This window comes from Pseudahrensia aquimaris (assembly GCF_042676045.1).
Classification (GTDB): Bacteria; Pseudomonadota; Alphaproteobacteria; order Rhizobiales; family Rhizobiaceae; genus Pseudahrensia; species Pseudahrensia aquimaris.
Genome location: NZ_JBHTJV010000005.1, coordinates 41,630 through 55,665, shown reverse-complemented (window position 1 = coordinate 55,665; position 14,036 = coordinate 41,630). Strand labels below are relative to the sequence as shown.

At 55.9% G+C, this 14,036-nt stretch carries 11 protein-coding genes and 1 other RNA gene; all 12 read left to right on the top strand.

Annotation, left to right across the window (positions count from 1 at the left end; translation table 11 throughout):
• Positions 1–13 precede the first annotated feature (13 nt).
• The 12 genes from rnpB (at position 14) to murB (ending at position 13,983) form a co-directional block, all read left to right on the top strand.
• Positions 14–414: RNase P RNA component class A (gene rnpB / locus ACFQ14_RS07660), an RNA gene on the top strand.
• Between the two features lie 297 nt (positions 415–711).
• Entirely contained in the window at positions 712–1,731 is a 1,020-nt protein-coding gene (rsmH, locus tag ACFQ14_RS07655) for a 16S rRNA (cytosine(1402)-N(4))-methyltransferase RsmH (protein WP_377212315.1), read from the top strand.
• Complete coding sequence (gene ftsL / locus ACFQ14_RS07650; RefSeq protein WP_377212137.1) at positions 1,728–2,135, top strand: cell division protein FtsL; 408 nt, start codon at positions 1,728–1,730, stop codon at positions 2,133–2,135. The genes rsmH and ftsL overlap by 4 nt, the downstream gene beginning before the upstream one ends.
• Positions 2,132–3,841, top strand: a complete 1,710-nt coding sequence (locus ACFQ14_RS07645) for a peptidoglycan D,D-transpeptidase FtsI family protein (protein WP_377212136.1) — start codon at positions 2,132–2,134, stop codon at positions 3,839–3,841. Before ftsL ends, ACFQ14_RS07645 begins: the two co-directional genes overlap by 4 nt.
• A 10-nt stretch (positions 3,842–3,851) precedes the next feature.
• Positions 3,852–5,291 (top strand): UDP-N-acetylmuramoyl-L-alanyl-D-glutamate--2,6-diaminopimelate ligase, encoded by a 1,440-nt coding sequence (locus ACFQ14_RS07640; RefSeq protein ID WP_377212314.1) that lies wholly within the window; start codon positions 3,852–3,854, stop codon positions 5,289–5,291.
• The gene (locus ACFQ14_RS07635; protein WP_377212135.1) at positions 5,288–6,706 is read left to right on the top strand and encodes a UDP-N-acetylmuramoylalanyl-D-glutamyl-2,6-diaminopimelate--D-alanyl-D-alanine ligase; all 1,419 of its coding nucleotides are present in this window, start codon (positions 5,288–5,290) and stop codon (positions 6,704–6,706) included. Before ACFQ14_RS07640 ends, ACFQ14_RS07635 begins: the two co-directional genes overlap by 4 nt.
• A 68-nt stretch (positions 6,707–6,774) precedes the next feature.
• Positions 6,775–7,884: a phospho-N-acetylmuramoyl-pentapeptide-transferase gene (gene mraY / locus ACFQ14_RS07630; protein WP_377212134.1), complete on the top strand. Its 1,110-nt coding sequence runs from the start codon at positions 6,775–6,777 to the stop codon at positions 7,882–7,884.
• Positions 7,885–7,894: 10 nt separating this feature from the next.
• Positions 7,895–9,277: a UDP-N-acetylmuramoyl-L-alanine--D-glutamate ligase gene (murD, locus tag ACFQ14_RS07625; protein WP_377212133.1), complete on the top strand. Its 1,383-nt coding sequence runs from the start codon at positions 7,895–7,897 to the stop codon at positions 9,275–9,277.
• 25 nt (positions 9,278–9,302) lie between these two features.
• Positions 9,303–10,454, top strand: a complete 1,152-nt coding sequence (locus ACFQ14_RS07620) for an FtsW/RodA/SpoVE family cell cycle protein (RefSeq protein WP_377212132.1) — start codon at positions 9,303–9,305, stop codon at positions 10,452–10,454.
• Positions 10,455–10,457: 3 nt separating this feature from the next.
• A complete protein-coding gene (gene murG / locus ACFQ14_RS07615; RefSeq protein ID WP_377212131.1) occupies positions 10,458–11,624 on the top strand; it encodes an undecaprenyldiphospho-muramoylpentapeptide beta-N-acetylglucosaminyltransferase in 1,167 nt (388 codons plus the stop codon).
• Between the two features lie 5 nt (positions 11,625–11,629).
• A complete protein-coding gene (gene murC, locus ACFQ14_RS07610; RefSeq protein ID WP_377212130.1) occupies positions 11,630–13,033 on the top strand; it encodes a UDP-N-acetylmuramate--L-alanine ligase in 1,404 nt (467 codons plus the stop codon).
• On the top strand, positions 13,030–13,983 hold the full coding sequence (murB, locus tag ACFQ14_RS07605) for a UDP-N-acetylmuramate dehydrogenase (RefSeq protein ID WP_377212129.1): 954 nt from the start codon (positions 13,030–13,032) through the stop codon (positions 13,981–13,983). The genes murC and murB overlap by 4 nt, the downstream gene beginning before the upstream one ends.
• Positions 13,984–14,036: the final 53 nt, after the last annotated feature.

Below are 14,036 nucleotides of genomic sequence, written 5' to 3'. Positions count from 1 at the left end.
CACATCCTTGTTGCCAGCTGGCTGGACGGTCGCTTGATCTCGCTTGTCGAGCAAGAGGAAAGTCCGGGCTCCAAGGAAACACGGTGCCGGGTAACGCCCGGCGGGGGCGACCCCAGGGAAAGTGCAACAGAAAGCAAACCGCCCTTCGGCTTCGGCCAAGGGGTAAGGGTGAAAGGGTGGGGTAAGAGCCCACCGCGTGGTCGGCAACGGGCACGGCACGGTAAACCCCACCGGGAGCAAGACCGAATAGGAACAGCGTGTCGGGCGAAAGCCACGGCTAGCCGGTTTCCAGGCGAGACTGTTCGGGTTGGTCGCACCGAGGGGAAGAGTAATTTTTCCCCCAGATGAATGGCTGTCTAAGGGGAAGCGCAAGCTGAACCGGCACAGAACCCGGCTTACAGGCTGGCTGGCATTTTTCCGTTTGTTTCTCCCCATTAAGCGCGCCGAAATTCGGCGTCGTTTTTGGAATGTAAACGAACCCTTAACACTATCGATTCAAATATCCTTAACCTGTGGTGCAAGTGATTCACGTCGCTTGGCGCTGGGCTTTGCAAAAGGGGATAGGCGGTTTTGGCCTTGAGCGTATCGGACTTGGCGAGACGACAAGCATTTGCCGCACCTTGCGCTTCGGCAGGTGCGGGAGCACGCGCATGGGCAGGGGTCTCCATCAGCCGCGCATGGCGCTCGGCGCAGAGAGATTTTGAAAACCGGATGAACAGCATGTCGGACGTCAACAGCCCCCATATCCCGGTTATGCTGGACGAAGTGCTGCACGCGCTTGCTCCAGAAGCTGGCCAGACGATCATTGATGCAACGTTTGGCGCTGGTGGATACACCCGTGCGATGCTGATTGAAGGACTTGATGTTCTGGCAATCGACCGCGACCCCAATGCCATCGCGGCTGGTCAGTCTATGGTGCAGGCGTTCGGCGAGCGTTTGATGCTGGAGCAGGGGCGTTTTTCCGCGCTTGACGCGATTGCGAAAGGCCAAGGGTTTGAAAGTGTCGACGGTGTGGTTGCCGATATCGGCGTTTCCTCCATGCAGATCGATCAAGCAGAACGTGGCTTTTCCTTTCAGAAAGACGGGCCGCTCGATATGCGCATGGAGCAGGCCGGGGTGAGCGCTGCCGATGTGGTGAACTTCGCTGCGCGGTCTGACCTTACGCGCATCATTGGAATTTTGGGCGATGAACGCCAAGCCTCGCGGATTTCTGCTGAAATCGTTGAGCAGCGTGAAAAGAAACCGTTCGAGACTACACTGGTTCTGGCTTCGCTGGTGGAAAAAGTGTTGGGCCGCAAACACGATCAGCGCACGCATCCTGCCACGCGGACATTTCAGGCGTTGCGGATTTTTGTGAACCGCGAGTTGGATGAACTTGCCGATGCTCTGCTAGCGGCGGAGCGCATTTTGAAGCCCGGTGGGCGGCTTGTGGTTGTCACCTTCCATTCACTAGAAGACCGTTTGGTGAAACGCTTTCTGCAAGACCGTGCTGAGAATTCGGGTGGGTCGCGTCATCTGCCTATGGGCCCAGAAAAAGACCTCACGTTTAAACAACACAAGCGCGGTGCTGTTCTTGCTTCCAAGGCAGAAGCCGAGCGCAACCCGCGTGCGCGGTCGGCGAAATTGCGCTGGGCCATTCGCACTGACGTAGCTCCAAAAGCGGCTGACCGTTCAGTGTTTGGCCTTCCCAATCTTGCCGATCTTGAAAGCGTGAAGGGGTGGAGCAAATGATCCGTATTCTTGACGCAGTTCTCGTGGCCGCTGTTATCGGCGGTGCGGTTTGGACGTTCCAGATCAAACATTCTGCCGAACAATCGGCCAAACGCATTGCTTTGCTTACGCGGCAGATTGAGGCTGAGGAGCGCAAGATTACCCTGTTGCGCGCCGATTGGGCGATCATGACCAGTCCCGAACGGCTTGAGAATGTGGCGAAAGCCTTTGAGAGCCAATTGGGTTTAGCCGAGCTTCGATCTGACCAAATCGCATCGCTCGACGAATTGCCGCCGCTGCGCCCCGATCCGAAGGAGAAAATCCTTCAGGCGCTTGAAGAGGGCGACGATACAACCCTGACTGGCACTGTTGAAATGCGTGCGTTGGAGCGTGTGCCAACGCCCACCCTTCGGAGCCGTCCATGATTAAGGTATTGCGCACCCTTGGTTCCGTTTTGGCCCAGCCCATCACTACGCAAGGCGACGTGGCTGCCCAAACGCGGCAGAGGCTTGGCTGGGTTATGCTCGCTGTGGTCGCGCTGTTTGCGGTGGTGCAAGGGCGTTTGATCTTCCTCGGTACGGAGGAAAACCGCACGAACTTAGTTGGCTATACCGCAGATATTGCCCTAGCTGCCGCGCGCCCGGAAATCGTTGATCGCAATGGCGAAACGCTGGCGCTTGATATTCCGGTTAAGTCGCTGTTTGCCGAACCGCGTTTGATAGAAAATCCTGATGAGACTTACGAATCGCTCATCACGGTATTGCCTGATCTCGACTTTGACACGACCATGAAGCGGCTGAAGAGTGGCGCTGGCTTTGTGTGGCTGCAACGTGAAATCACGCCTGTCCAGCAGCAGGAGATTCTGGCTCTTGGCCTTCCGGGCGTTGGGTTCCGTCAAGAAAACAAACGGTATTATCCGGCGGGGCCATCTGCGAGCCATATTCTTGGCCACACCAATATCGACAATCAGGGCATTGCTGGGATGGAAAAGCATCTTGATGACAATGGCCTGCGGGCGCTCCACAATTCTGGCTTTGCTGTGAATGCCGCGCTTGAGAAGGTGGAGCTTTCTATCGATCTCCGCGTGCAGCATTATATGCGTGCTGCCCTGACCGAGGCGATTGAGAAATACCGCGCAATTGCCGCTGCTGGTGTCGTGCTGGATGTTCACACTGGCGAAATTGTCGCCATGTCGTCGCTGCCGGATTATGACCCCAACAACCCTGTCGACGCCCTGAAAAAAGACCGGTTGAACCGGATGTCGGCCGGTGTGTTCGAAATGGGGTCGACCTTCAAGGCTTTTACCACCGCAATGGCGCTGGACAGCGGGAAGGTTTCCATGAGCAGCCGCTTTGATGCGCGCAAACCGCTGCGTTTCGGGCGTTTTACGATCAACGATTTCCACGGCAAGAAGCGGGTTTTGTCCGTGCCGGAAGTGTTCATCTACTCGTCCAACATCGGCACGGCAAAAATGGCAGATGTTGTTGGCATTGATGGTCATCGTGAGTTTATCAAGCGCATCGGTCTGCTGGATCGCATGACCGGGCTGGAACTGCCGGAAATCGCGCGTCCTACGGAGCCTAAGCGTTGGGGTAAGCTGTCTTCAGTAACGATCTCGTTTGGCCACGGCATGTCCACAACGCCGCTGCAAACGGCAGTGGCTGCTGCTGCAATGGTCAACGGTGGCAAGCTCATTCCGCCCACGCTGATGCGTCGTTCGGTGCAGGATGCAAACAAGATTGCCAAGCAGGTGATTAAGCCCAAAACCTCTGACGAGATGCGTTATCTGATGCGCCTCAACGTGCTGGATGGCTCTGGTCGCCGCGCAGAGGTGCCGGGCTTTTTGGTCGGTGGCAAAACGGGCACGGCTGATAAGGTGGTCAATGGCCGCTATTCGCGCAACAGTCGCTTCAATGCTTTTCTCTCCACATTCCCCGTCACCAATCCGCGCTATGTGGTGCTGGTTATTATAGACGAGCCGAAGCCGGAGAAGGGCCAAGTGTATGCCACCGCTGGCATGAACGCTGCCCCAACTGTGGGAAAAATCATCGCTCGCGCGGCGCCTTTGCTTGGCGTGAAGCCTGATTTTGATGTACGTGATACCGCCCAATTGTCGTCCTATAGGCGCTGACATGAGCGAGATGAAACTGTCCGAATTGTTGGTCGAAGGCGCGAGCCTCGACGGTGCAGATGTAACCGTTTCCAGCATTACGATGGATTCCCGCAAAGTCATGCGAGGCAGCCTGTTTGCCGCGCTCAAGGGCACCGATGTTGACGGTGCATCATACATTCCTGCTGCGATTGAGGCTGGTGCCGTTGCCGTGTTGGCGGATGCCGACACTGCTGCTTGCGCTGTTCCAATAGTACGAAGCGACGATCCGCGTCGGACGTTGGCCTTGATGGCTGCAAAGTTTCACCCTCGCCAACCTTCTGTCATGGCGGCGGTAACGGGAACGGCGGGCAAGACTTCGGTAGCCTCCTTCTTGCGTCAGATATGGGAAAGCTGTGGTGAGCAAGCCGCGATGATCGGCACAACAGGCGTGTTCGCGCCAGGGCGTGCGGATTATGGTTCGCTGACAACGCCGGACCCGGTTCTGCTCCACGAATTGCTGGACGAACTGGCGGGCAGCGGTGTGAGCCATTGTTCCATGGAAGCCTCCAGCCACGGTCTCGATCAGCGCCGCTTGGACGGCGTGAACCTTGCGGTTGCGGGCTTTACCAACCTTGGCCGCGATCACATGGATTATCACCCAACAGTTGAGCATTATCTGGCGTCGAAAATGCGATTGTTCGATACGCTGATGGATGCGGGCAAGCCTGCTATCATCTATGCCGACGATGCCTATTCCGCCCCTGCGATTGCGGCTGCTGAGGCCGCAGGGCTGGATGTGAAGACGGTCGGACGGGCGGGTAATTTCATCGCACTTAAACGGGTCGAGCAGCGCCAGTTTACTCAGGAAGCAGAGTTGGACATTGACGGCGAAATCCATTTTCTGAGTTTGCCTATGGCTGGAGAATTTCAGCTTGCGAACGCGCTGGTAGCTGCTGGAATGGCGATTGCTACCGGCAGTGACCCGGCTGCTGTTCTCGCTGCTCTGAAAAGACTTAAAGGCGCGCCCGGTCGTTTGGAACTGATCGGGCAGGCCGGCAACGGTGCGCCTGCCTATGTTGATTACGCGCACAAGCCTGAAGCTTTGGAAAATGTGCTGAAGGCGCTTCGGCCCTATACAACTGGAAAGCTGGTCGTGGTCTTCGGATGCGGTGGCGACCGCGATCCGGGCAAGCGGCCGATCATGGGCGAGATTGCGCAACGGCTGGCCGATCTTGTGATCGTAACTGACGATAATCCACGCACAGAGAAGCCATCCTCCATCCGTGCGCAAATTTTGGAAGCCACGCCGGACGCTATCGAGATTGGTGACCGCAAGAAGGCTATCGAAGAAGCCGTTGCCAAACTTGAGGCTGGTGACTGTTTGGTGGTTGCGGGTAAAGGCCATGAGGAAGGCCAGATCGTCGGCAAAGAGGTTCTGCCTTTCTCCGACCACAAAGTCTTGGCCGCAGCATTGGAGGCAACGCTGTGAATTCTGTTCTTTGGACAATCGAAGACATGAAGAACGCTATGGGCGCAAAGCTGCATGGCGCTGCGCCTGACGCAATTACCGGAATTTCCATCGACAGCCGAACCATCGATCCTGGTGAAGCCTATTTCGCAATCAAGGGTGACGTGCATGACGGCCACAAATTCGTGGCTGCTGCGAGCGCTAATGGTGCGGGGGTTTGCGTTGTCTCGCAGGAAAAACTCGACGCGCTGGAGGGCGAGACGGGCGCTTTGCTCGTGGTTGATGATGTGCTTGTGGCGCTTGAGCGTCTCGCTATCGAAAGCCGTTTGCGCTCTCACGCTCGTATTGTTGCGGTGACGGGTAGTGTCGGCAAAACGACCACCAAAGAAGCGTTGCGCACGGCGCTATCCTCTTGTGGGACGGTTCATGCTTCGGTTGCATCGTTCAACAACCATTGGGGCGTGCCGCTGACGCTGGCGCGGATGCCGAAGGACGTAGATTTCGGTGTCTTTGAAATCGGCATGAACCATCCAAACGAAATCACGCCACTGGTATCTCTGGTGCGGCCGCATGTTTCTGTCATCACCAATGTTGCGCCTGTGCATCTGGGAGCATTTGCTAGCGTTGACGAGATTGCGCGGGCGAAGGCCGAAATCATTGATGGTCTGGAAGACGATGGCACGGTTGTACTGAATGCCGATGACCCCCGATTTGAATTGCTCAAGTCGTTTGCGCTGGAAAAGGGGGTTTCAAATATCGTGCGCTTTGGCGAGGCTAAGGGCGCTGATACCCGGATGGAAAATCTGGTTCTGCACAACACATGTTCCTGCCTTACCGTCGATGTGATGGGCACGCCGATGGTGGTGAAAGTTGGAGCGCCTGGAAAACACATAGCGCAAAATGCGCTTATCGTGCTGACGGTTGCTAAACTCATCGGCGCCGACCTCGCCCGTGCTGGCCTTGCGTTAGCAGACCTTGAAGCCGTCAAAGGCCGTGGGCAGCGGCACAAATTAAGGCTTGGCGATAACCGGCTGATGCTGATTGACGAAAGCTACAACGCCAACCCGAAGAGCATGGTCGCTGCGCTGGAATTGCTAGCAGCGGCGAGTGTGCAAAACCGTGGGCGCCGTATCGCTGCGCTGGGCGACATGCTTGAACTTGGGCCGACATCCCACGAATTGCATGCAGATTTGGCTGAAGCCATCACGGCCAACAAAATTGATCTTGTGTATCTTGCAGGACAAGAAATGACCGCCCTGCGCGATGCGCTGTCAGGCAAGGCGACCGTGCATCACTTTGATACCGTTGATGAATTGATACCCGAGTTAATGAGTCAGTTGCGCTCCGGCGATGTCGTCATGGCGAAAGCATCTTTGGGTTTAAAGTTCGCTCGCTTGATAGATGCGATGCTGGAAGCCTATGAAGCTGACACTTGATTTCTAGAATCGCTGAGGGATTGGGTGCGGTTCGCATAGGCCGGAAACGGCGAAACAAAGGCTAATTGATGTTTTATTTCCTTTCAGAACTTGGTGACACGATTCCGCTTTTTAATGTGTTCCGCTACATTACGTTTCGCACGGGTGGGGCGCTGCTCACTTCAGCTTTGATCGTATTTTTGTTTGGACCCGCCATCATCCGCACTCTGCGTGGGCGGCAAGGCAAGGGGCAGCCTATCCGCGCTGATGGGCCCGCTACGCATTTCAAAAAGGCTGGAACGCCCACGATGGGCGGCTTGATGATTTTGGTCGGTGTTATTGGCTCCACTCTGCTGTGGGTGAACTGGAGCAACATTCTCGTCTGGACCGTGTTGGGCGTGACCGTGTTGTTCGGTGCGATTGGTTTCTACGATGATTATTTGAAAGTCACCAAAGCGACCGACAAGGGCTTTTCCGGCAAAATGCGATTGTTGCTGGAATTCCTGATTGCCGGTGTCGCTTGTTTTCTCATCATGCGATATGGCGGTGCGATTTCGACCGTTGATAACAAACCGACCGATATGTCGAGTGCGCTAGCGTTTCCGTTCTTTAAGGACTTCGTGCTTCAACTTGGCTGGTTCTTCATCGTCTTCGGAGCGTTCGTGATCGTCGCCGCTGGCAATGCGGTGAACTTGACTGACGGATTGGACGGCTTGGCGATTGTGCCTGTGATGATCGCGGCTGGCTCGTTTGGAGCGATTGCCTATCTTTCCGGCAACATCGTGTTTTCTGACTATCTGCAAATCCACCACGTCAAAGGAACAGGTGAACTCGCGATCATTTGTGGGGCGCTAATCGGCGCGGGACTGGGCTTTCTTTGGTTCAACGCACCACCCGCAGCGATCTTTATGGGCGATACTGGCTCGCTCGCGCTTGGCGGCATGCTGGGTGCTATCGCGGTCGCGACAAAGCACGAAATTGTGCTGGTGATCATAGGCGGATTGTTTGTGATCGAGGCTTTGTCCGTCATTATTCAAGTGGCATCGTTCAAACTTACGGGCAAGCGGGTGTTCCGTATGGCGCCGATCCATCACCATTTTGAGCAATTGGGCTGGACCGAAAGCCAGGTCGTCATTCGCTTCTGGATCATTTCTATCATGTTCGCCCTCTTGGGCCTTGCGACCCTGAAACTGCGCTGAGGCTTTCGCTTTGATTGCGGTCACGACATTTGCAGGTAAATCAGTTGCCTTGTTTGGGCTTGGCGGTTCGGGCCTGATCACCGCGGCCGCGCTTGTGGCCGGTGGTGCTGATGTCACGTGTTGGGACGATAACCCTGCCAGCGTAGTCAAAGCGCAAGGGCAGGGACTGAGTGTTGCCAATTTGCGCGAAGTGGACTTCACGGATTTTGATGCGCTGGTGCTTGCACCCGGCGTGCCGCTAACGCATCCGATGCCTCACTGGACTGTCGATTTGGCTCATGCGGCGGGTGTCGAGATCATCGGTGACATTGATCTGTTCAGTCGTGAAATGGCCGCCGCTGGGCGCATCTCGCCGTTGATCGCGATTACGGGAACAAATGGAAAATCAACCACAACCGCGCTGATTGCCCATGTTTTGAGGCAAGCCGACCGTGACGTGCAGATGGGCGGCAATATTGGCCGCGCTGTACTGGATCTTGATCCTATCCGCTCCGGTGGCGATCAGGTCTATGTGGTGGAATGTTCATCCTATCAGATTGATCTCGCGCCAAACCTCACACCCCATGTTGGCGTTTTGCTCAACATCACGCCTGACCATCTGGAGCGCCATGGCACGATTGAGAACTATGCGGCGATCAAAGAACAGCTGGTCGCACGTTCAGATCTGGCAATTGTTGGTTGTGACGATGCCTATTGTCTTGCTGTTGGCGAGCGGCTGGGAGCGGCGAATGTTCCTTTGGTAACGATTTCTGCCCAAGAGGAGAGCCATGCTGAGATACAATTTGCGGATGGCGTTTTGCGGAACTCGCAGGGAGAACGCCTAGCAAGCCTTGCGAGCAATGGTGCGCTTCGTGGTGCGCATAATGGGCAAAACGCGGCTTGCGCCTTTGCTGCCTGCGAAGCGGTGGGTCTGTCTGCGGAAGAAATCCAGCATGGGTTCGACACCTTCCCCGGCTTGGAACACCGCATGGAACAGGTGGGGCGCGTGGGCGACACGCTGTTCATCAATGATTCCAAAGCCACCAATGCTGAGGCTGCTGCGCCAGCGCTGAAGAGCTTTGAGCAAGTGCGCTGGATCGTCGGTGGTCTTGCCAAAACGGGTGGCATTGAGAGTCTTGCTCCGCATTTTTCGCGCGTTTCGAAGGCCTATTTGGTGGGTGAAGCAGCTCCTGCTTTCGCGGCGCAGCTGGGTGATACGATTCCTTATGAAATTTCGGGCACATTGAAAGAGGCTGTTAACCATGCTGCCGCAGATTCGGCACAGGCAGGGGGCGAGCAAATCGTTTTGCTTTCTCCAGCAGCTGCTAGCTTTGACCAGTTTCCGAATTTCGAGAAACGGGGCGAAGCGTTCAAGGAGGCCGTGAGGGCGCTCCAAGGTTTCAAATCGGTCTGAAGGCCAGATTGAAAGGTTGATCGCGATGGTTTCTCGCGCCCGCAAAGGTGTCATTTCCGATTGGTGGTGGACCGTCGATAAACTGCTATTGGCCGCCCTTTTGGGCCTCATGTTCATGGGGCTGCTGCTGTCGCTTTCCGCAAGTCCGCCGGTAGCCAAGCGCTTGGGCATTGATGCGTTCCACTTTGTTGAGCGTCACGCCATGTTTATGCTGCCGGCAATTGGTGTTCTCATCGGCACGTCATTGTTGACCATGCGCCAAGCGCGGCGTGTGGCGTTTATCGTTTTAGGCGCTTCGATTGTTGCTTTGCTGCTGATTCCGTTCATTGGCTTTTCGGCCAAAGGCGCTACGCGGTGGTTGGCAGTAGGATCGTTCCTCATTCAGCCCTCAGAATTCATGAAACCGGCTTTTGTGGTCATTACCGCGTGGTTGTTTTCTGAAAGCGTGCGGCAGCCCGATATTCCCTGCAACGCGCTTGCTATTGGGCTGTTTGGTCTTTGTGCAGGGTTGCTGGTGATGCAGCCTGATTTGGGTCAAACCCTGCTGCTGTCGTTCGTCTGGGGTGCGATGTTTTTTATGGCGGGTATGCCTTGGCTTTGGGTTGCGCTGCTTGGTGGCACGGCGCTGACGGGGCTGACCGTTGCCTATTTTTCTTTCTCGCACTTTTCCGGCCGTATTGACCGTTTTCTGACTGGTGCGGGCGACACGTTCCAAGTGGATCGCGGTCTTGCAGCCATCAACAATGGTGGTTGGCTCGGCACAGGGCCGGGTGAGGGGCGTATCAAGAACGGCCTGCCGGACAGCCACACGGATTTCATCTTTTCTGTTACCGTTGAAGAATTCGGCATCGTGCTCGCAATGGGCCTGGTTCTGATTTTCGCCTTTATCGTGATGCGAGGTCTGTGGCACGCCTTACGCGAACATGACCGGTTCGTGCAATTGGCCGTATCCGGCCTTGTGCTTCAATTTGGATTTCAAGCGATGATCAATATTGGGGTGAATCTGCGACTGTTGCCCGCGAAAGGCATGACGCTGCCGTTTATCTCGTATGGTGGCTCGTCGCTGCTCGCGGTCGCTTTCGGCATGGGCCTGGTTCTTGCGCTGACCCGTAAGCGGGCCGATAGCTACAGCAGAGGCTGGGCCAAGCCCGCTGGTGCAACGGCGTTTGCGGTATAAGTAATGAATAAAACCGTTCTTCTTTCCGCCGGTGGCACAGGCGGGCACTTGTTTCCCGCTCAAGCGCTGGCGCAAGAATTGATCGCGCGGGGATGGGCGGTTCATTTGGCAACTGACGAGCGTGGCATGCGCTATGCTGACCGCTTTCCCGGTGGGGAAATTCATGTGTTGGACTCGGCCACGTTCGGATCGAGGAATCCCATCGCTTTGGCAAAAACCACATTTAAATTGGTCCGTGGGTATTTGGCAGCGCGCGCGCTTTTGAAGAAACTACAGCCTTCGGTAGTTGTCGGCTTTGGCGGTTATCCCAGCCTGCCTCCGCTCTTTGCTGCGCAGCAGATGGCTGTGCCCACGGTTTTACATGAGCAAAACGCTGTATTGGGTCGTGCTAACAAAGTGCTCGCAAAAAAAGCTGTCGCTGTTGCTGCAGGCTTTTCAAGCGATACGTTGCCCGCGGATACGGTGATCACCGGTAATCCGCTGCGCCCCGAAATTCTGGAGATAGTCGAACGGCTTGATAAATCATCTGAGCCTTATCCGGTCTCGGACGGCAATGCGCCATTTAATCTGCTCGTCTTGGGCGGGTCGCAAGGTGCGCAGTTTTTCGGGGAGGCGATACCAGCTGCTTTGGCACTGATGGCGTCTGAGCAAAAGGCACGTGTCCGCCTAACCCTTCAAGCGCGAGAAGAACAGTTGGAGGGCGCGAAAGCCGCGCTTGGATCGGCTGGTATAACCGCAGAAGTCGCACCTTTCTTTGAAGGTATTGGTCGCAGATTGGAGGCAGCACACTTGGTTATTTGCCGCGCTGGAGCTTCGACTATTTCGGAAGTTGCTGCTGTTGGCCGCCCTTCAATTTTGGTTCCATACCCATTTGCGCTGGATCACGATCAAGCGGCGAATGCGAAAGAATTGGTGGAACGCGGCGGCGGAGTTGTTGCACCCCAGAACACGCTTGATGCGAAGCAAATTGCAACCTTGGTGGGCAACGCGATGAAAAATCCGCAGGCGCTGGCAAAACAGGCACGTGCGGCAGCTATGACGGGCAAACCGAGGGCTGCACAGCAACTTACCGATCTGGTTGTGGAAGTCGCAAAAGGACGCTACGTCGGGGGCGCAATGGCGGCATTACCAGCGGATGCGAACGATGCCGGAGACAGGAAGCAAGGATAAACCCCATGCGCATGGCAGACGATATCGGCCTGATTCATTTCATCGGGATCGGGGGCATTGGCATGAGCGCGATTGCCGAAGTTCTGCACAATCTTGGGTATGCCGTTCAAGGTTCTGATCAGGCTGATGGTGCAAACGTGCAGCGGCTTCGGGAAAAGGGCATTGCCGTCCATGTCGGGCATAAGGCAGAGAACCTTGGGGAGAGCGAGGTGGTGGTGACGTCGACCGCCATTCAAAAAAGTAATCCCGAGCGCATGGCCGCTGTTGAACGCGGCATCCCGCTTGTGCGCCGCGCGGAAATGCTGGCCGAGTTGATGCGCTTCAAGCAGGCGGTTGCTGTCGGCGGCACACATGGCAAGACGACGACAACATCCATGGTCGGTCAATTGCTGGAAGCGGGCGGTCTGGACCCGACGATTATCAACGGTGGAATTTTGAACGCCATCGGCACGAACGCTCGCATGGGCGATGGTGCCTGGATGGTGGCGGAAGCGGACGAAAGCGATGGCTCATTCTTAAAATTGCCCGCCGCGATTGCCATTGTGACGAACATCGATCCTGAACATCTCGATCATTACGGAACCTTTGATAAGGCCAAAGAGGCTTTCAAAACGTTCGTTGAAAATGTTCCGTTTTATGGATGCGGCGTGATGTGCATCGACCATCCCGAAGTGCAGGCACTGGTTTCGCGCATCGAAGATCGCCGGTTGATTACATATGGCAACAACAAGCAGGCCGAGGTGCGCTTTCATAACGTGCGCTCGGAAGGCGCGAAGTCTGTGTTCGACATTACAATCTATGATCGCAAGACGAACAGCGAAACGTTCTATGCCGATCTCGTTCTACCGATGCCGGGGCGTTACAACGTATCTAACGCTACTGCAGCAATTGCCGTGGCACATCGTCTTGGCGTGACCGAGACGCAAATTCGCGATGGGCTTGCAGGCTTCAAAGGAGTGCGGAGGCGTTTCACCCATACGGGCTCCTGGAAGGGTGTCGAGATATTTGACGACTACGGCCACCATCCGGTTGAAATCGCATCGGTGCTGAAAGCCGCACGGGATGCAGCGCCCGGTCGTGTGATCGCGATCAAGCAGCCCCATCGCTACACGCGGCTCTCTTCATTATTTGAGGAATTCTGTGGCTGTTTTGACGATGCGGACACGGTGCTGGTTGCGCCTGTCTATGAGGCAGGTGAGGCGCTGATTGAAGGCGCGGATTCGGCCTCGCTTGCTGTCGGTATTCGCGCGGCTGGCCACCGGGATGCACGGTTGATTGAAGGGCCACAAGACGTTGCACCCATCGTGGCACAAATCGCCAAAGAGGGGGATTATGTGATCTTTCTTGGTGCGGGCAACATCACCACATGGGCACATGCGTTGCCGAAGGAACTGGCAGATCTGTCATGAGTGGTGCAGCCCTTCTGGAACGACTGGGCGATGGGGTGAACAAGCTTCGTGGGCGGCTCACGCCCGATGCACTGATGTCCAAGATTACCTGGTTTCAAGTGGGCGGTCCCGCTGATTTATTGTTCAGCCCCGCTGATGAGGATGATCTTTGCGCGTTCTTGAAGCTACTGCCAGAGGACGTGCCTGTGCTCGTGGTGGGCATGGGCTCAAATCTGTTGGTGCGAGATGGTGGTATCGAAGGCGTTGTCATTCGCTTGTCCGGCCGTGGTTTCGGCCAAGTGGAAAGTATTGGCGGTAATCGTCTCAAGGCAGGGGCTGCTGTACCAGACAAAAAGCTCGCCGCCGCCGCACTGGAGGCTGGCTTGGGTGGATTCGCGTTTTATCATGGCATTCCCGGTGCTATCGGCGGCGCGTTGCGCATGAACGCCGGTGCCAATGGCACGGAGACGACGGATCGCGTTGTGGAGGTCCATGCAGTCGACCGGCAGGGCAAGAAGCATGTGCTCTCCCACGCTGACATGGGATATTCGTATCGCCACAGCCAAGCCTCCAAAGACTTGATTTTCACCGCCGCAGTTTTCGAAGGTGAAGTGGCCTCCGCTGAAGATATTCGCAAGGCGATGGATGAAGTGCAGCATCACCGCGAGACCGTCCAGCCGATCCGCGAAAAGACGGGCGGTTCGACGTTTAAGAACCCCCTACCGCATTCAAGTTGGAAGCTCGTTGACGAGGCTGGCCTGCGGGGTTTTGAGGTTGGTGGCGCGCAAATGAGCCAAATGCACTGCAATTTTATGATCAATACCGGAACAGCCACAGCACATGATTTGGAAACGTTGGGTGAAACTGTGCGTAAGCGGGTCTACGAGAATTCTGGGATATTGCTTGAATGGGAATTGAAGCGGGTTGGGCGGTTTGAGTCGGGGCGCGAAGTAAATGCGTTTACGCCATAACTGTGACAGCGCGTCATTGGCCACAAAATTGCCGTTCTTAGACGGCTCCTGTA

Coding starts and splice junctions, on each gene's coding strand:
- rsmH (WP_377212315.1), top strand. CDS start 712: ATGAACAGCATGTCGGACGTCAACAGCCCCCATATCCCGGTTATGCTG.
- ACFQ14_RS07640 (WP_377212314.1), top strand. CDS start 3,852: ATGAAACTGTCCGAATTGTTGGTCGAAGGCGCGAGCCTCGACGGTGCA.
- murB (WP_377212129.1), top strand. CDS start 13,030: ATGAGTGGTGCAGCCCTTCTGGAACGACTGGGCGATGGGGTGAACAAG.
- ACFQ14_RS07645 (WP_377212136.1), top strand. CDS start 2,132: ATGATTAAGGTATTGCGCACCCTTGGTTCCGTTTTGGCCCAGCCCATC.
- murC (WP_377212130.1), top strand. CDS start 11,630: ATGCGCATGGCAGACGATATCGGCCTGATTCATTTCATCGGGATCGGG.
- ACFQ14_RS07620 (WP_377212132.1), top strand. CDS start 9,303: ATGGTTTCTCGCGCCCGCAAAGGTGTCATTTCCGATTGGTGGTGGACC.
- murG (WP_377212131.1), top strand. CDS start 10,458: ATGAATAAAACCGTTCTTCTTTCCGCCGGTGGCACAGGCGGGCACTTG.
- mraY (WP_377212134.1), top strand. CDS start 6,775: ATGTTTTATTTCCTTTCAGAACTTGGTGACACGATTCCGCTTTTTAAT.
- ftsL (WP_377212137.1), top strand. CDS start 1,728: ATGATCCGTATTCTTGACGCAGTTCTCGTGGCCGCTGTTATCGGCGGT.